14 protein-coding genes are annotated in these 18,184 nt (G+C 67.4%); 3 read left to right on the top strand and 11 right to left on the bottom strand.

The window, feature by feature from the left end; genetic code table 11:
* Nucleotides 1-370: 370 nt before the first annotated feature.
* Together BDO18943_RS15215 and BDO18943_RS15210 are read left to right on the top strand one after the other, a co-directional pair.
* Nucleotides 371-2,104: a S53 family peptidase gene (locus BDO18943_RS15215; RefSeq protein WP_175023047.1), complete on the top strand. Its 1,734-nt coding sequence runs from the start codon at nt 371-373 to the stop codon at nt 2,102-2,104.
* A gap of 187 nt (nt 2,105-2,291) precedes the next feature.
* Complete coding sequence (locus tag BDO18943_RS15210; RefSeq protein ID WP_175023045.1) at nt 2,292-3,683, top strand: MFS transporter; 1,392 nt, start codon at nt 2,292-2,294, stop codon at nt 3,681-3,683.
* Nucleotides 3,684-3,697: 14 nt separating this feature from the next.
* On the opposite strand, the gene BDO18943_RS15205 is transcribed toward BDO18943_RS15210, so the two are convergent.
* The 6 genes from BDO18943_RS15205 to BDO18943_RS15180 form a co-directional block, all read right to left on the bottom strand.
* Nucleotides 3,698-4,630, bottom strand: coding sequence for a LysR family transcriptional regulator (locus BDO18943_RS15205; protein WP_175023043.1), 933 nt, complete (start codon nt 4,628-4,630; stop codon nt 3,698-3,700).
* An 85-nt stretch (nt 4,631-4,715) separates the two neighbouring features.
* The gene (locus BDO18943_RS15200) at nt 4,716-6,134 is read right to left on the bottom strand and encodes an MFS transporter (RefSeq protein WP_175023041.1); all 1,419 of its coding nucleotides are present in this window, start codon (nt 6,132-6,134) and stop codon (nt 4,716-4,718) included.
* 221 nt (nt 6,135-6,355) lie between these two features.
* The gene (locus tag BDO18943_RS15195) at nt 6,356-7,192 is read right to left on the bottom strand and encodes an ABC transporter permease (RefSeq protein ID WP_043177698.1); all 837 of its coding nucleotides are present in this window, start codon (nt 7,190-7,192) and stop codon (nt 6,356-6,358) included.
* A gap of 37 nt (nt 7,193-7,229) precedes the next feature.
* On the bottom strand, nt 7,230-8,486 hold the full coding sequence (locus BDO18943_RS15190; protein ID WP_175023089.1) for an ABC transporter permease: 1,257 nt from the start codon (nt 8,484-8,486) through the stop codon (nt 7,230-7,232).
* 99 nt (nt 8,487-8,585) lie between these two features.
* Nucleotides 8,586-9,632: an ABC transporter substrate-binding protein gene (locus tag BDO18943_RS15185; RefSeq protein ID WP_122949200.1), complete on the bottom strand. Its 1,047-nt coding sequence runs from the start codon at nt 9,630-9,632 to the stop codon at nt 8,586-8,588.
* Nucleotides 9,633-9,709: 77 nt separating this feature from the next.
* The gene (locus BDO18943_RS15180) at nt 9,710-10,816 is read right to left on the bottom strand and encodes an ABC transporter ATP-binding protein (RefSeq protein WP_175023039.1); all 1,107 of its coding nucleotides are present in this window, start codon (nt 10,814-10,816) and stop codon (nt 9,710-9,712) included.
* Between the two features lie 108 nt (nt 10,817-10,924).
* Here BDO18943_RS15180 and pdxR point away from each other — a divergent pair, with 108 nt between their 5' ends.
* Nucleotides 10,925-12,448 carry a MocR-like pyridoxine biosynthesis transcription factor PdxR gene (pdxR, locus tag BDO18943_RS15175; RefSeq protein ID WP_175023037.1) on the top strand — a complete coding sequence of 508 codons (1,524 nt, stop codon included), beginning with the start codon at nt 10,925-10,927 and terminating at the stop codon, nt 12,446-12,448.
* Nucleotides 12,449-12,493: 45 nt separating this feature from the next.
* Here pdxR and BDO18943_RS15170 read toward each other — a convergent pair whose 3' ends face one another.
* The 5 genes from BDO18943_RS15170 to BDO18943_RS15150 form a co-directional block, all read right to left on the bottom strand.
* A complete protein-coding gene (locus tag BDO18943_RS15170; RefSeq protein ID WP_175023035.1) occupies nt 12,494-13,528 on the bottom strand; it encodes a lipase secretion chaperone in 1,035 nt (344 codons plus the stop codon).
* Between the two features lie 3 nt (nt 13,529-13,531).
* Nucleotides 13,532-14,626, bottom strand: coding sequence for an esterase/lipase family protein (locus BDO18943_RS15165; RefSeq protein ID WP_175023033.1), 1,095 nt, complete (start codon nt 14,624-14,626; stop codon nt 13,532-13,534).
* Nucleotides 14,627-14,854: 228 nt separating this feature from the next.
* Nucleotides 14,855-16,987, bottom strand: coding sequence for a TonB-dependent copper receptor (locus BDO18943_RS15160; RefSeq protein ID WP_175023031.1), 2,133 nt, complete (start codon nt 16,985-16,987; stop codon nt 14,855-14,857).
* An 82-nt stretch (nt 16,988-17,069) separates the two neighbouring features.
* Nucleotides 17,070-17,438, bottom strand: a complete 369-nt coding sequence (locus tag BDO18943_RS15155; RefSeq protein ID WP_175023029.1) for a DUF2946 domain-containing protein — start codon at nt 17,436-17,438, stop codon at nt 17,070-17,072.
* Nucleotides 17,439-17,593: 155 nt separating this feature from the next.
* Nucleotides 17,594-18,130 (bottom strand): cytochrome b, encoded by a 537-nt coding sequence (locus BDO18943_RS15150; protein ID WP_089453395.1) that lies wholly within the window; start codon nt 18,128-18,130, stop codon nt 17,594-17,596.
* Between the last annotated feature and the right edge of the window lie 54 nt (nt 18,131-18,184).

Genomic DNA, 18,184 nt, shown 5'->3' with positions numbered 1-18,184 from the left:
TTCCGGCCGTGCCGCTTCGTTTGACCACATAGTGCGACGCGGCATCCGACAACGACCGGTCACGCGCCATGCGTTCACGGGTCGATCCGCTCCGCGATCACGCACGTTCCGGCGCCGCGACGAACGACTCGTGCGTGCGAACGTCGCGCCTTGCCGCGCCCTCGTGTCACGAACCGGTTCCGTTCGGCGCGGGCACGATCGCCGGCACGTCCGACGCAGACCATGCGCGCACCCGCGCCGATGTCAGAACTGACAGCTATGGAAACTGGCAGCTACCCGAACCGCAGCGACGCCCTACGCTCGTCACCGCTCGCGACCCCACAAGGGTCGGGGGCTCCAGCAACGTCGTCTCTCCTAAAAAGGACTCCCGATGAAAAGGAACGCCTGGTTTGCCCTGCCCCTGCCGTCGCCCCGCCGCCTTGCGTGCGTGGCACCGCTCGTGTTCGCCGCCGCTGCGGCGCATGCGGCGACGGACTGGGTCGACACCCATACGAAGGCCTTTCTGACCGGCCCGCAGTTGATGGCGCGCAGCGCGGCGCCGTCGCTCGAACTCGCGTCCGGTGAAACGACCAACGTCGTCGTCAGCCTGAAGCTGCGCAACGCCGCGCAGCTCAAGCAACTGGCGCGCGACGTGAACCGGCCGGGCAGCGCGCATTACCGCCAGTACCTCACGCATGCGCAGTTCCTCGCCAGCTACGCGCCGACCGACGCGCAGGTGAAGTCGGTCGTCGACTATCTGCACAAGAGCGGCTTCGTGAACGTCGAGGTCGCACCGAACCGGTTGCTGGTATCCGCACGCGGCACGGCCGGCACGGTGAAGACCGCCTTCAACACGTCGCTCGTGCACTTCGACTACGCGGGCCGCTCGGGCTTCGCCAACACGTCGACCGCGCAGGTGCCGCGCGCGCTCGGCGACGTCGTCGGCTCGGTGCTCGGGCTGCAGAGCGTCGCACACGCGCGGCCGCTGCTGCGCATCGGCAACGTGTCGAAGCCGCAGGCGCTCGCGGCCGGCACCGCAACCGGCCATTATCCGAAGGAATTTCCGGGCCTCTACAACGCAACCGGCGTGCCGACCGCCGCCGGGGTGACCGTCGGCATCATCACGATCGGCGGCGTGTCGCAGACGCTGCAGGACCTGAAGCAGTTCACGTCGAGCAACGGCTACGGCACGGTGTCGACGCAGACCGTCCAGACCAACGGCTCGGGCGGCAGCTACACCGACGACCAGGACGGCCAGGGCGAGTGGGATCTCGACAGCCAGTCGATCGTCGGCTCGGCCGGCGGCCAGGTCGGCAAACTCGTGTTCTACATGGCCGACCTCAACGCCTCCGGCAACACCGGGCTCACGCAGGCGTTCAACCAGGCGGTGTCGGACAACACCGCGAAGGTGATCAACGTGTCGCTCGGCTGGTGCGAGACCGACGCGAACGCGGACGGCACGATCGACGCCGAGGAACAGATCTTCACGACCGCCGCGGCACAAGGCCAGACGTTCTCGGTTTCGTCGGGCGACGAAGGCGTGTACGAGTGCAACAACCGCGGCTATCCGAACGGCTCGAACTACACGGTGTCGTGGCCGGCGTCATCGCCGCACGTGCTCGCGATCGGCGGCACGACGCTCTATACGACGTCGGCGGGCGCGTTCTCGAGCGAGACGGTGTGGAACGAAGGGCTCGATGCGAACGGCAAGCTGTGGGCGACGGGCGGCGGTGTCAGCACGATCCTGCCCGCGCCGTCGTGGCAGTCGGGCAGCAACCGCCAGTTGCCGGACGTCGCGTTCGACGCCGCGCAAAGCACCGGCGCGTACATCTACAACTACGGCCAGTTGCAGCAGATCGGCGGCACGAGCCTCGCCGCGCCGATCTTCACGGGCCTCTGGGCGCGCCTGCTCGCAGCGAACGGCACGGGCCTCGGTTTCCCGGCCGGAAAGTTCTACGCCGACATTCCGTCGAACCCGTCGCTCGTGCGCTACGACGTGGTATCGGGGAACAACGGCTATCAGGGGTATGGCTATAACGCAGGCACCGGCTGGGATTACACGACCGGCTTCGGCAGCCTGAACATCGCGAACCTCAACCAGCTGATCAAGTCGGGCGGGTTCTAAGCGAAGCGTGAAGGCCGGCGCGCGGCGATGGTGAGTCGCGCGCCGGCCGGTGAAAGGCCGCATGAACACGGATCGATTCACGGCAACACCACTATCCACCGCATCAATATCGACATCACAAACATCCGTTGGATCAATTGCCAGGCCGATGCGACAGTGGGCATTCATCCAACCTGCGCTGCCCGCGATGTCGACAACCCACCTGCCTCCCCTCAGCCCGCCCCTTCACGATGGCCTGCCGACGCGACAGCGAATCGCGGCATTGATCGCCCTCTCGCTCGCGGTCGCGATGGCCAACCTCGATACGGCGATTACCAATACCGCGCTGCCGACCATTGGCAGCAGCATCGGCGCCGATCCGGCCTCGGTGATCTGGGTCGTCAATGCGTATCAGCTCGCGATGGTCGCGACCTTGCTGCCGTTTGCATCGCTCGGCGAGATACTCGGCCATCGGCGCATTTACATCGCCGGGCTGATCCTGTTCACCGCAAGCTCGCTCGCGTGCGGCATCGCAGGGACGCTTCCCGCGCTCACCGCCGCGCGTGCGTTGCAGGGCATCGGCGCGGCCGCGATCATGAGCGTCAACACCGCGCTGATTCGTTTTGCGTACCCGGCCAGGCTGCTCGGCCGCGGCGTCGGGTTGAATGCGCTCGTCGTCGCCGTGTCGTTCACCGTGGGGCCGACCGTTGCGTCGGCCATCCTGTCGGTCACGTCGTGGCACTGGCTGTTTCTGATCAACGTTCCCATCGGCCTGCTTTCCGTCGCATTGGCGGTCCGCACGCTGCCGATCACCGATCGCGCCCGGCATGACTTCGATGTTGTCGCTGCGCTGTTATGCGCCGGTTGCTTCGCATTACTGATACTTGGATTAGGGACGGTTGCGCATGATGGCTTGTCGCCGACGGTCAGGGCTGAATGGATCGTCGCGGCAGTATTCGGCTACGCGCTGCTGAAGCGCCAGGCACATCACCCCGCTCCACTGCTCGCCGCCGACCTGTTTCGACGGCCGGTCTTCTCCCTTTCCGCCGCCACGTCGGTTTGCTCGTTTGCGACGCAAGGCCTCGCGTTCGTGTCGCTGCCGTTCTTCCTGCAAGCCGGCCTCGGCCACAGTCAGGTCGACACCGGCTTCCTCATGACACCGTGGCCCGTCGTGGTGGCCATCATGGCGCCCGTTGCCGGACGTCTGGCCGACCGATACCCGGCGGGCATTCTCGGCACCATCGGCCTCTTGCTCCTGTGCATCGGCATGGCGTCGCTGGCCATGCTGCCGCCCGCACCGTCGACACTCGATATCGTGTGGCGCATGATGATGTGCGGCGCCGGATTCGGCTTCTTCCAGGCACCGAACCTCAAGGCGCTGATGGGCAGCGCGCCGGCCGAGCGCAGCGGCGGCGCCAGCGGCATCGTCGCAACGGCCCGCCTGCTCGGACAGACGCTCGGTGCGGCGCTGGTCGCCCTGTGTTTTCACGTCTCCGGGGCCGGCGGCCCGATCGTCGCGTTGTGGGCCGGCAGCGCCTTCGCACTGGCGGGTACGGTCATCAGCTGCCTCCGGCAATTGCCGCGCTGGGCACGCTCATGACGCATCGGCTGCGTTCAGCCCGCCGCGCGCTGCGCACCGGGCAACCGCATCGGCTTCGCCGCCTCGCGAATCTTCTCCCTCAGCCAGATTTGTGCGGGGACGCCGTCGTGGCGCCGATGCCAGTACATCGACCACTGGAAACCCGCTGACTCGAACGGCAACGTCTTGAGCACCAGCCCGTCTTCCTCAAAACGTTCGGCCAGGCGCGCGGACATCACCGCAACCATCGACGAATGGCGCAACAGATGCGGCACGACCAGCCAGTGCGGGACATTGAGCACCACGTTCCGGGCGCGGCCCATCCCGGCGAGCGTGGCATCGACATAGCGCCCGTCGGTCGCGCTGATCGACACCTTGAGATGCGGCAGAGCAAGGAACCGGTCGAGCGTCAATGCATCAGCGGCACACGGATGATCCCGCGCCATCACGCAGACCATGCGGTCGTCGAACAGCGGCGTCGCCTGCACCGCGCCCGCATGCTCCAGATCCATGCTCACCGCGACGTCGATATCGTCGGCATCGAGCGCGATCACGGTCTGCCCCGGCGACAGGTGCACCACATCGAGCGTCACGCCCGGCGCCTCCTGTTCGAGCTGCGCGAGCAACGACGGCATCAGCAGATATTCGAGCACGTCGGACATCCGCAGCCGGACGTGCCGGGTCGTCGTTGCCGGATCGAACGCGTCATCCGACACGAGGAGCCGCTCTGCCTGGCGAAGCAGTTGCCGCAGCGGCGCTTCCAGTTCCAGCGCACGCGGCGTCGGCTCCATGCCCGTTGCATTGCGTATCAGCAACTCATCGTGCATCAGGATTCGCAGACGCCCCAGCGCGCTGCTCATCGCCGATTGGCTCAACCCTACCTTCGTCGCGGCACGCGTCACATGCTTCTCGGTCAGCAACGCATCGAGTGCGACCAACAGATTCAGATCAACGCTGCGCAAATTCATAGGTGCTCGCGATTTCGACGTGACATGCTACGTTGCACCCGGCCGTGCGTTCGGTCAATCACACCGGCCTGCCGCGCGCCACCCGCTACTCCGTCGCGCGCTCGCTTACGCGCGCCGACGCGGCCGGCACGCCGGCCCGATGCGACGGCGCAATGAGCCGCAACCCGCTCGCGACGCTCGCGGCCCCGGCGAAGCCGGCGCCGAGCATCAGCGCGAGCGTCGGCCCGTGGCGCCCCGCGATGCCGAACGACAGCGCGACGAGCGCGGCGCCCGTCGCCTGCCCGATCAGCCGCGCGGTCGCGATGATCCCGCTCGCGCCGCCGCTGCGCTCGTGCGGTGCGCTCGACATCAGCGCCTTCAGGTTCGGCGACTGGAAGAAGCCGAATCCCGCGCCGCACAGCATCATCCGCCAGCCGATGTCGATGACGCTCGGCGCTGCCGGCAACGCGGCGAGCGACACCATGCCCGCGCTCAACAACGCAAGACCGATCGCGCCGAGCAGACCCGGCGGATAGCGATCCGACAACCGGCCCGCGATCGGCGCGGCGAGCGCGACGATCACCGACCACGGCGTCATCAGGAACCCTGTCTCGACCGCGTTGCGATGCAGGACGGTTTCGAAATAGAACGGCAGCGACACGAACGCGAGCCCCTGCGCGGCGAACGCGCACACGGCGGTCAGCGCGGACAGCGTGAACACCGGCCGGCGAAACAGGTCGACCGGCAGCATCGGCGCCGGATGCCCGGCCTGGCGGCGGATCAGCAGCCAGCCGAATACGAGCGCGACCGCGGCCATCGCGAACACGACGGCAAGCGGCCCGCGCTGCGCGAATTCGCCGAGCGCGAAGATCAGCGACGCGAACGTGATCACGTTGAACAATGCGGCGACCGGATCGAACGCATGCTTGCCGCGTGCCGTCTGCGGCAGCGACGGAATCGCCACTGCGAGCGCGAACACGCCGAGCGGCACGTTCACCGCGAACAGCCACGGCCATGCGGCGACCGACAGGATCAGCGACGCGATGGTCGGCCCCACCGCGAACGACACGCCGACCACGAGTGCGTTGAAGCCGACGCCGCGCCCGAGCCGGTGCGCGGGGAACAGGCCGCGGATCAGCGCGACGTTGACGCTCATGATCGCGCTCGCACCGAAGCCCTGCACGATCCGCGCGGCCGTCAGCATCGGCAGCGTCGACGCGAGCGAACAGCCGAGCGACGCGAGCGTGAACACCGCGAGCCCGGCGATATACACGCGCTTGTGGCCGACGATGTCGCCGAGCGATGCGAACGGCAGCAGCGTCGCGACCATCGCGAGCTGGTACGCGTTGATGATCCATACGGACGCGGCCGGCGATGCATGCAGGTCGGTGGCGATCGCGGGCAGCGCGGTGTTCGCGATCGCGGTGTCGAGCGTCGCGAGCGCGACGGCCAGCAGCACGGCGGACATCGCGCGCCAGTTGACGGCCGGCTCACGGGCGCCGGCGGGGGAAGCGAATTCGGACAAGATGAGGCTCGGCTGACGAGCGACGCGTTGCGCCACGTCGCGGATTGGACTCGCGGCGGCGTTCCGGTCGCACTGCATGGAACGCGCGCCGCCGCGCCCCGTATTGTTGCAGAGCCGCATCGAACGTGCAGGCGGCCGCCTCGTCAGTTAGCGAAATGAAAGAAAACGCGTTGCCGTGCAGGACGCGCGGCAACGCAGGCGCAACAGGCAGGCTCGCTGCGTCAGCTCACCGCACGCCGCGCATTGCGTCCGCGCAGCCATTCGAGCGCCAGCAGCAGGCTCGTCGAGAAAATGATCAGGATCGTTGCGAGCGCAGCGATCGTCGGGCTGATGTTCTCGCGGATGCCCGTGAACATCTGGCGCGGCAGCGTCGTCTGGTCCGCGCCCGCGAGGAACAGCGTGACGACGACTTCGTCGAACGACGTCGCGAACGCGAACAGCGCGCCCGACATCACGCCCGGCGCAATGACCGGCAGCGTCACGCGGAAGAACGTCGACACCGGATTCGCACCGAGCGACAGACTGGCGCGCACGAGGTTCTGGTTGAAGCCCTGCAGCGTCGCGGCAACCGTCGTCACGACGAACGGCACGCCGAGTGCCGCGTGCGCGGCGATCAGCCCCGTGTAGGTGTTCGCGAGCCCCAGCGGCGCGAAGAACAGGTACATGCCGACGCCGACCACGACGACCGGCACGATCATCGGCGACAGCAGCACGGCCATCAGCAGCCCCTTGCCGCGGAAGTCGGCCTTCGTGAGACCGATCGCGGCGAGCGTGCCGAGCACGGTCGCGACGATGGTCGCCGACGGTGCAACGATGAAGCTGTTCTTCGCGGCCATCCGCCACTCGTCCGACGCGATCAGGTTCTCGTACCAGCGCATCGAGAAACCCGGGATCGGATAGACGAGGAACGTGCTCGACGAGAACGACAGCGGCACGATCGCGAGCACCGGCAGGATCAGGTACAGCAGCGTCAGCACGACGAGCACGCGCAGCGCGACGTACCACGCGCGCTCGACGAACGACATGTGCGGCGCGAACAGTGGCCTGGCGAGTTTCATGGTCGGATTCCCCTTCCCGTTTCGTTGTGCGCGGCGCTCAGCCGAGGCTCACGTTCGTACGCGTGAAGCGCCCGTACACCGCGTACAGCACGAGCGTCGCCGCCAGCAGCAGCCCGCCGAGCGCGCACGCCATGCCCCAGTTGATCGTCACGTTCGTGAAGTACGCGACGTAGTAGCTGACCATCTGGTCGTTCGGCCCGCCGAGCAGCGCCGGCGTGATGTAGTAGCCAATCGCGAGGATGAACACGAGCAGCGCGCCCGCGCCGACGCCCGGATAAGTCTGCGGCACATACACGCGCCAGAACGCGGCGAACGGGTGGCTGCCGAGCGACACGGCCGCGCGCTGGTAGGTCGGCGGGATCGACTTCATCACGCTGTACAGCGGCAGGATCATGAACGGCAGCAGGATGTGCGTCATCGAGATATACACGCCGACGCGGTTGAACAGCAGCGTCAGCGGATGCGAGATCAGCCCGCTGCCGATCAGCGCGGTGTTGATGAGCCCTTCGCTCTGCAGCAGCACGATCCACGCGGCGACCCGCACGAGCACCGACGTCCAGAACGGTATCAGCACGAGGATCATCACGAGGTTCGCGCGACGCTCCGACAGCGTCGAGATCCAGTACGCGAGCGGATAGCCGAGCAGCAGCGCGAACAGCGTGACCGCAACGCCGATCACGAACGTGCGGCCGAAGATCGCGAGATAGATCGACTGATCGGGATCGGCCTGCACGATGTGGCCGAAGCCGTCCTGCTTGTGGTCGAGCGCGGCGAGCAGGTAGAACGGCGACACCTGGCTGCCGTTCTTCGCGATCGACTGCCAGTACGCGGCGTCGCCCCAGCGCGCGTCGAGCTCGACGATTTTCTCGCGCGTCTGTGCGGGTGTCAGCGCCGCGTCATTGTCGCCCTTCAGCGGCATCGCGCGCGCCGTCTTCGCGACGAGCGAGCGATAGCCGGGAATCTCCGTGTTCAGGCGTCGTGCGAGCGCACCCATCGCCTCGCTGTCGGCCACCTTCGTCATGTCGGCCGCGAGCGCGACATACGCGGCGTCGGCCGGCGGCGCCTTGCGGTCCCAGCCCGACAGCGCGGCGACCGTATTCGGCAACGCGGTCGCGATCTCCGGGTTCTGCACCGCGCGCGTGAGCAGCGTGCCGATCGGCACGACGAAAATCAGCAGCAGGAAAATCGCGAGCGGCGCGACCAGCAGCAGCGCCATCGTGCGCTTGCGGGCTTCGGCGGCCTTCAGCTCACGCTTGAGCGCGGCCGCCGACGGCGAGGAAGGCGCGATCGTCATCGTATTCAACGGTTCTCTCCGGCCGGGCATGATCCAGCGGAAGGCCGCGCGACACGATCGACGTGCCGCGCGGCCGGTTGCATCAGGACACCTGACCGGTTACTTGGTCGCCCATGCGGCGAAACGCTGCTCGAGCTCGTCGCTGTGATCGGTCCAGAAGCCGATGTCTTCCAGCACCGCACTCTTGCCGTTGGCCGGCGAGTTCGGCAGGTTCGCGAGCGTCTTCGCGTCGAGCGACTTGATCGCCGCGATGTTCGCCGGGCCGTACGCGATGTGCTGCGCATAGCCCTGCTGCGGCTTCGGCGTCAGCGTGTACGCGATGTACTGCTCGGCCAGCGCCTTGTTCGGCGAGCCCTTCGGAATCGCCCAGTAGTCGAGGTCGTAGATGCTGCCGTTCCACACGACCTTCAGGTTCTTGCCTTCCTTCTGCGCGGCGTCGATGCGGCCGTTGTACGCGGTCGACATCACGACGTCGCCGGCGACGAGGAACTGCGGCGGCTGCGCGCCCGCTTCCCACCACTGGATGTTCGGCTTCAGCTCGTCGAGCTTCTTGAACGCGCGGTCCTGGCCGGCCTTCGTGCCGAGCACCTTGTAGACGTCCTTCGGCGCGACGCCGTCGGCCATCAGCGCGAATTCGAGGTTATAGCGCGCGCCCTTGCGCATGCCGCGCTTGCCGGGGAATTTCTTCACGTTCCAGAAATCGGCCCAGCCGGTCGGCGCCGACTTCAGCTTGTCCGCGTTGTACGACAGCGCCGTCGACCACACGAAGAAGCCGACGCCGCATACCTGCGGCGATTCCGGAATCAGGTCGGACTTCTTCGCGATCTTCGACCAGTCGAGCTTCTCGTACAGCCCTTCGTCGCAGCCGCGATTCAGGTCGCCCGATTCGACTTCGACCACGTCCCAGTTGACGTGCTTCGCCTCGACCATCGCCTTCACTTTCGCCTGCTCGCCGTTGTATTCGACGGCCGTGACCTTGTTGCCGGTCGCCTTCTCGAACGGCTGGTTGAACGCGGCCTTCTGCGCGTCGCCGTTCGCGCCGCCGAAGTTGACGACCGTGAGTTCGGCAGCCGAAGCCGATGCGCCGACGACGGCGAGCGCCAGTGCCAGCGCGGTACGACGCGCGGTAAAGCTTGCTCGGTTCATGGTGGTTCCTCTCCTCTCGTGGTGGAAGTGGGCAGTTGTTGTTGACGACGTGCTACGGAAAATCGGGGAAACCCTGCTCACGCGAACACGCGCAGGTGTTCGGGTGCGAACGCGAGCGCGACCGGTACGCCGGGCGAGAACGCGTCGAGCGCGCCGGTGCCGAGCGGCACCTTCACGAAGCATTCGTCCTGGCCCGGCAGCGCGCAGCGCATGCGCACGTGATCGCCGAAATAGATGAGGCTGCGCGCCTCGCCGCTCAGCCGGTTGGCGGCCGATCCGTTCGCATGCCCGTTCGCGCCGTGCGCGGCGAGGCTCATGCGTTCGGGCCGGATGCACGCGACGGCCGGCGCGCCCTCGGCCGCGTCGCCGATGCGGCGGCCGACGAGCTTCGTGCCGTCGTCGAGCCGGAATTCGCAGAATTCGCCGTCGACGCGCGCGATGGTGCCGCGCAGCCGGTTGCTGTCGCCGATGAAGTTCGCGACGAATTCGTTGCACGGCGATTCGTACAGGCGGTCGACGGTGTCGAGCTGCTGCACGATGCCCTTGTCGAACACGGCGACCCGATCGGACATCGTCAGCGCCTCGCCCTGGTCATGCGTCACGTACACGAAGGTCACGCCGAGCTTTTCGTGCAGCGCCTTCAGTTCGTACTGCATGTGTTCGCGCAGCTGCTTGTCGAGCGCGCCGAGCGGCTCGTCCATCAGCACCAGCTTCGGTTCGAACACGAGCGCACGCGCCAGCGCGATGCGCTGCTGCTGGCCGCCCGACAGCTGCGCCGGGTAGCGTTTCGCGAAGCGCTCCATCTGCACCATCTTCAGCGCGTGCGCGACGCGTTCCGCGCGCTCGGCCGCCGGCAGCTTGCGTACGGTCAGCGGATACGCGACGTTCTGCTCGACCGTCAGGTGTGGAAACAGCGCGTAGTTCTGGAACACCATGCCGATGTTGCGCTTGTGCGGCGGCACGTTGTTCAGCAGCTCGCCGTCGAGGCGGATCTCGCCGCCGGTCGGAAATTCGAAGCCGGCGAGCATCATCAGGCAGGTCGTCTTGCCCGAGCCCGACGGCCCGAGCAGCGTCAGGAATTCCCCGCGGTGGATATCGAGGTCGAGCGATTTGACGACCAGCGTCTCGCCGTCGTAGGTCTTCCGCACGCCGCGAAAGCTGACGATCACATCATCGGACTTCATCGTGGCTGTCCCCTTGCTTCGCGACAATTGATTTTGAGATGCGAACCACTATACGGCGCGCACGGTTCTACAATAGGGAACCATTTCAATATTCCGCGTGGGACCACTTTGGACACCGTGATCGTCGCCGACTGGCTCTCCGCCCGCCTCGACCGTAGTTCGCCCGAGCCGATGTACCGCCAGTTGCTGCAGTTGATGCAGCAAGCCATCCTGACCGGTGAATTGGGGCCAGGCACCAAACTGCCGAGTTCGCGCACGCTCGCGGCCGACCTGTCGATCGCGCGCAATACCGTGCTGCACGTGTACGACCAGTTGACGGCCGAAGGCTACGTACTGACGACGACCGGCAGCGGCACCTATGTGGCCGACACGCGGCCGGATGCCGCTGCGATCCACGTGCCGGGCGCCGCGCCGCCGCCGTCGACTGCCGACGAACCGCCGCAGCCCGACGCGCAGGGCAGCCTGTCGGCGCGCGGCCGGCAACTGATCGAGCACGCGGGGGTGTCGCGACGCCAATGGGGCGCGTTCATGCCGGGCGTGCCGGACGTGTCGGAATTCCCGAGCCGGACATGGAGCCGCCTGCAGGCGCGGCTGTGGAAGGAAGCGAACCCCGAGCTGCTGACCTATGCGCCGGGCGGCGGCTACCGGCCGTTGCGGCGCGCGCTCGCCGATTACCTGCGCGTCGCGCGCTCAGTCAAATGCTCGCCGGACCAGGTGATCATCACGACGGGCATCCACCAGTCGATCGATCTCGCGGTGCGGCTGCTGTCCGACATCGGCGATCGCGCATGGGTCGAGGAGCCGTGCTACTGGGGCGTGCGCAGCGTCCTGCAGGCGGCCGGCCTCACCCTGACGCCGGTGCCGGTCGATCAGGAAGGGCTCGACCCGCGCGCGCGCGACATGCAGCATCCGCCGCGGCTCGTGCTGGTCACGCCGTCGCATCAGTACCCGCTCGGGATGGTGATGAGCCTCGCGCGGCGCCGGATGCTGCTCGAATACGCACGCCAGCACCGCTGCTGGATCATCGAGGACGACTACGACAGCGAATTCCGCTATGGCAGCCGCCCGCTCGCGTCGCTGCAGGGGCTCGACGACGGCGGCCGCGTGATCTACGTCGGCAGCCTCGGCAAGATGCTGTTCCCGGGGCTGCGGATGGGCTACATGGTCGTGCCCGAGCATCTGGTCGACACGTTCCGCACGGGGCTGTCGGAGCTGTATCGCGAAGGCCAGCTGATGCAGCAGGCCGTGCTCGCCGAATTCATCATGGACGGCCACCTGACTTCGCACGTCAGGCGGATGCGCACGCTGTACGGCGAACGCCGGCAACTGATGATCGACGCGATCCGTGCGCGCTTCGGCGACGCGCTGCCCGTGATGGGCGACGAGGCCGGCCTGCATCTCGTGCTCGGCCTGCCCGACGCCTGCGACGACCGCGCGGTCACGCAGAGCGCGTTCGATGCGGGCGTGATCGTGCGCCCGCTCACCAGCTACTACAGCAGCCTCGACACCGCGCGGCGCGGCCTGCTGCTCGGCTATGCGTGCGTTGCGCACGAAGGCATCGGGCCCGCATTCGACACGCTTGCGAATACCCTCGAGCAACACCTGCCGCGGGACCTCACGCGCGCGGCATAGCGGCGATCCTGCGCCGCGCCGCCCGCGTGACTCACGCTTCCCACATTACCGCGCGCTGCCCGCCCCGCGATCGAGCGAGGCCGCACGCACCGCTTCGCCGGGCTTCGTGAACACGCGCTGTCGCAGTGCAGCGATCTGCGCGTCGCGATCCTGCGGCGACAGGCCCGCCGACTCGATCTGCGCACGCTGCGCCGCATAATCCGCGTAGCGGCTCTGCCACGATGCGTCGTCCTGCTGCATCTGCGCGACGCGCGCGGCCGCTTCGGGGCCGAGCGTCTGCGTCAGTTGCGCGCGCATCGCATCGGGCGTCGCCCCGCTCTTCTGCAATTGCGCGATCTGGTCGATCGCCGCACGCTGCTGGTCGATGCGGTGTTGCGCAGCGCGTTCGTCGGCCGGCATCTGCTGTTCGAGCGCAGCAAGTCGTTCGGCCTTCTGCGCATCCGTCAGCGTGGGATCCTGTGCGATCTTCAACCGCGCGAGGTCGTAGCGCTGCCGCCACTGCTCCGCGCCGAAGAACGGCTGGCTCCAGTCGCCGAGCGTGCGATACGCAATCGACGCACGCTGATCGAGCGCGAGCTGCAGCGCCCCCAGGTCGGACTTCTCGACCGCGCCGGCATCGCGCAGTTTCGCGAGTGCGTCGAGATACGCGCGATACCGGTGCCACACGTCGAGCGCCTCGGCCTGCGCAGCAGTGCCGTCGAGCTGTGCAGCTATCTCGCGCGCGACGAACGCATCGAGCGCGGCCACGCTCAGGTCGCTCTGCGCGGTCAGGCAGTAGTCGAAGAAATCGCGCACCGCACGTGACTTCGCGAGATGGCCGCCGGCATCGAGCGGCAACCGGGGCGCGCTGGAGCCGGCGAGTGACGGCGGCAGGCCCGCGCTTGTCGGCGTGGCGGTCTGCGGCGGTGCGGCAGTCAATCCGCCTGTCGCCGGCGCATCCGCCGATTCGCCGGCCGTGCCCGCTCCGCGGTGCCAGCCCGCGCCGCTCCACATCGCGACGCCGGCAATCGCCGCCAGCCCCACGACACCATAGATCATGGCGCGCCGCGCCAGCGGCGCGCGTCCTTCACGTACCGTCATCGATTACACGCCCGCCAGCTTCAGCCGGTTCGCATGCGTGCGGATCACCGCCACCGGATCTTCCGCATACGCGCCGCGCACGCCGAGCAGCTGGTTGATCTCGTCGAGGTGGTTCCACTTGTAGCTCGTGCTCAGCACCTTGCCGTACAGCGCACTGCACTTCGACACGAGCCCGTCGTTCTGCCCGGAGCCGCGGTTGATCATCACCGTACCCGTGCCGAACAGCGCGAGCGTCGACGGGTCGAGCGCGTTCGCCGGATCGACGAGCGGGACGGTGCTCGTGTCCGCCGCACCCGTGACGCCGAACGCGGAGAGGGTCGGCTGGATCGCCGTGCCGGCCCACGAGTACAGCAGGTGCGTGTTGCCGCCGACGGTTTCCGTCGGTGCGCCGGTCTGGCAACTGCCCGGCGCCCCCAGGCCCGCACTCGGATAGTTCTGGTTGTACGCGGCCGCGCGTGCGGTCGTCAGCGTCTGCAGGGCGGCGAGCGCGTCCTGGTTCGTGTTGTGGCTGCTGCTCGTCAGGATTCCGAACACATTGACGAACGCCGCGATCACCGATGACGACAGCCCGGTCGGATCGTACGCGAGCACGTTCTGCACGAAGTCCGCGAACTCGGAGCCGCGATGCGGCGTGCCGATCGTCGTCACCGACGCGACGAGATCGGGGGCGACGGCCGCGACATAGCGCGACGTGAGGCCGCCCTGGCTGTGTCCGACGAGATTGACCTTGGTCGCACCCGTCGCGGCGAGCACCGTCTTCACGTAAGCGAGCAACTGTTCGCCGCGCCCGTTCGGGCCGTCGTCGCTCTGGAAACCCGACAGGTTCGCGACGTAGACGGTCGCACCGTTCTGTTGCAGGTCTTCCTGAATGCCGTACCAATACTCGAGCACGCCGGCGTACTTGTCGGTACCCGAGAGCCCGTGCACGAGGATGATCGGATAACGCGTCGCCGCGTAGCCGTCGGCGGGCGCGGTCGCCGCCATCGCCGCGTGCGTCGTCGCGAGCGTCATCACTGCCGTCGTCCCCGCGAACGGCGCGATGCTCATCGCGCATGCCACTGCTCCTGCCACCACCCTGGAACGCATCGTTCTGGCCATGCATGTTCTCCTGATTATTGTGCTGCCGGTGCGAATGAAGCCGGATCGACGCGCACGATGCGTCGCAAACGTCGCGCGTACCGTGTGCGTCGAATGCGGGAGTGAATCACGAGTCGCGAACGTTTGCGCCCCGACTAGATACGGTTCTCTAATCGGTTGACGCGCCCCGCCCGTTTAGGCGGGGCCGCGTTCCTGCGCGCGCATGCTGCGGCGCACACGCGCGATGCGTCACAGCTTCGCGCTCACACGCAGCCATGCGGTCCGGCCCGGCTCCATCACCGGCGCGTTCGCCGGATAGCCGAAGCCCGCGTTACCGGCGAGGTTCAGGTGCTCGGTGTAGGCCTTGTTCAGCACGTTGTCGACGCCGACCGAGATCTGCACGGTCTTGCTGACGTTGTACTGCGTATGCAGCGAGAGCACACCGAATCCGGCGCTCGGGCCGAAGTCCTTGCCGACCACGTTGCCCTCGTTCAGTGCATAACGATGCTGCGGCGCAACGATGCGCCACAGGCCACCCGCCGACCACGCGCCACGCGTGTATTCGAGCCCGATACGCGCCTCGAGCGGCGGCATCTGCGGCATCGGATCGCCCGTTGCCACGTTACGCCCCCACGCATACGCGAGCGACGTGTCGACGCGCAACGGTGCAACCGGTTTCCACGACACGCCCGCTTCGCCGCCCATGATCTGCGCATTGACGTTGGTCGCCTGCGTGGTCGGGCCCATCATGCCGGCCGCGTAGTTGAACAGGATGAAGTCCTGCACGTAGCCGGCGTAGGCCGACACCCATGCATCGAGCCGGTCGCTCTTGTATTGCGCCCCGATGTCGAGCTGCGTAGTCTTCTCCGGCTGCACCGCCGAAAACGCGTTGATCGAACCGGCCGGCCCGCGCTTCGCGGAGAACAGCTCCCAGTAGTCGGGATAGCGCTCCGTATGGCCGATCCCGGCGTACCACGTGACGGGCAGCGACGCGAGATCGCGCTCGTAGCGCACGAAGCCGCTCGGCAGCACGCGCGTGCGATCGTCGTCGAAGGTCGGATTCGGCTTGCTCATCATCATGCCGCTCGTCGTCGCGCGCTTGTCGCGTGCGCTCGCATAGTCGACACGCGCGCCGCCGATCACGCGCGACACATCGCTCGCGTACCACGTCAGTTCGCCGAACACGCCCGCGTTCCACATCGTCGCCTGCGCATCCCACGGCTTGTCGCCGTAGTTCTGCCGCCCCATCGCCGAGCGCGAGTCGAGCCGGTTCGATTGCGCATCGACGCCCGTCACGAGCTTGAAGTCGTCGGCGAAACGAAACGTCGCGGCCGCGCGCGCGCCGAACGTGCGACGCCGCACTTCCGACGCCATCCGCATCGGCATGCTGCTGGTCGGATCCGGTTGCCGCAACGTGTAGTTGTCCATCACGTGATCGGCTTCGTTGTAGTACACGCGCGCCTCGATCCGGTCGAGCACGTCGCCGAGATGCTTCTTGTCGAACGACAGCCCGACCGTCTCGCGGCGGAAATGCGCGCCGTCCATCCCGCGCCCCGCGTAGCGCGCATAGCCGTCACCGGTGCCGGCGGTCAGCTCGACGCGCGTATGGTCGTCCGGCGTCCAGCCCAGCGCCGCATCGGCGTTCCACTTGTCCCACTGCGACGGTACGGTGTTGCCGTTACCGTCCTTGTAGTCCTGCGAATGCGCGTGGTTCGCGGTCACGCGGCCATAGACGTCCGGCGTGCCGGCCGTCACGTCGATATTCTGGTCGTTGCGGCCGAACGACCCTCCGACCAGGCTGCCGTCGAAGCGCATGCCGGGCTTGTCGAAGCGCGGCGTCACGCGCTCGAACATCACGGTGCCGGCCGATGCGCCGGGACCGTACAGCACGGTCTGCGGCCCCTTCACGACCGTGACCTTGTCATAGCTTTCCGGTGCGATATACGACGTCGGCGCATCCATCCGGCCCGGACATGCGCCAAGCGTCGACATCCCGTTCGCCAGGATGTTCAGCCGCGAGCCGAACATCCCGCGCAGCACGAGGTCGCCGTTGGTGCCGCCGCTGCGGATCGACGTGAAACCGGGGATCGTTTTCAGGTAATCCGCGCCGTCGCTGGCGGGCAGCGGCTGGCGTGGCGTCTTCGGATCCGTGACGACGACGAGCGGCGTCCTCAGCGGCGATGCGACGACTTCGATGGCCGGCAGCGGCGCGGCCGTATCGTCGGTCGGCGCGCCGGGTGCGCGCGCCGTTTCGGCGGCCGCGGCGCTCGCGGCCAATGCGCCGACAGCCAGCGCGGGAACGGTGAGTTTCAGCACGCGCGGCATGCGCCGCGCACAGGCATTGCGTGACGCCCGCGGCGCACGCAACTGGAAAATGGTCATGATCGAAAGCCCGAGTGACGCCCTCCACGCGGCCTCGACCGGCCACACGGATATCGGCGGTGAAAAGAACGGAAACAGCGCGTCAGGCGCGCTCGGGCGGTGCGCGTGGATACGCGCGCGGGTAGCGGTCGGCGTGCGCCGCGATGGCAGGCGGCGCGACGGCGGAAACGGAAACGGCGGGAACGGAAGCGAGTGCCGCGGCGGCAGGCCCGCCGATCGCGGGGCTGTGCGCGAAGAAGCCGCAGTAGCCACACGCATCGAGATGCAACGCATGATCGTGCATGCGGCCCGCATCGGATGGCTGATGCGCGCCATGCTCTGTACTGCAGACAATCGCGTCAGGCGTGGCCGCCTGCGCGACGCGCCACTGCGACACCAGCGGCGCCGCGATCGCGAACCAGATCGCGAGCACGCCAAGCCAGGCGGTCAGGTGACGATGTCGGGGCAGCATGCTCGGCAACGAGTAAGCGGAATGTAAAAACAGCCGAGATGTTACAGAATGTTTAACGTGATGACCAGCGCGGATGACGGTAAACGAACCGGGGGCACATGGTTGTCAACACAACCATGCGCCCCCGCCTGCTGCATGCTTCCGGAGCGTGTCGTTCAGGGCGCCATGCGCCGCAGCACGTCGTCGCGCCGGATGAAATGATGATAGAGCGCGGCCAGCGCGTGCAGGCCGATCACGAAGTAGAACGCGTTGCCGATCAGCTCGTGCGCTTCCTTGATCGTCGGCCGCAGCGCCTTGTCGGGGCCGAACAGCGTGAACGACAGGCCGAGCCAGTCGAGCGACACCGGCTTGCCGCCCAGGTTGATCATCATGATGCCGAGCAGCGGCTGCGCGATGATGAATACGTAGAGCGCGACATGTGCGAGCTTCGACAGCCAGCGCAGCAGCGCCGCTTGCGGAATGGCCTCCGGCACGCGGCTGACGGCTCGCCACAGCACGCGCAACACCGACAGCACGAGCACGAGCGTGCCCGCGGTGAGATGCACGTTCATCCAGAACACCCGGCTGTCGCTGCCTTTCGGCCCGCGGATCTCGATGGCCAGGTAGGCCAGCGCCACCAGCAGGAAGACGGCCCAGTGGAAGAAGATCGCGGGCGAGCTGTAGCGCGTCTGTTTCGCGAGGATGTTTCTCATGCTTCGTCTCGTGTTGTATGCGGGGATGGGTGCAGGCGGCAACCGGCCTGCGCC

The sequence above is a fragment of the Burkholderia aenigmatica genome (genome assembly GCF_902499175.1).
Classification (GTDB): Bacteria; Pseudomonadota; Gammaproteobacteria; order Burkholderiales; family Burkholderiaceae; genus Burkholderia; species Burkholderia aenigmatica.
Note: the sequence above shows the minus strand (reverse complement) of the source record. Positions and strands in the feature narration are given on the sequence as shown.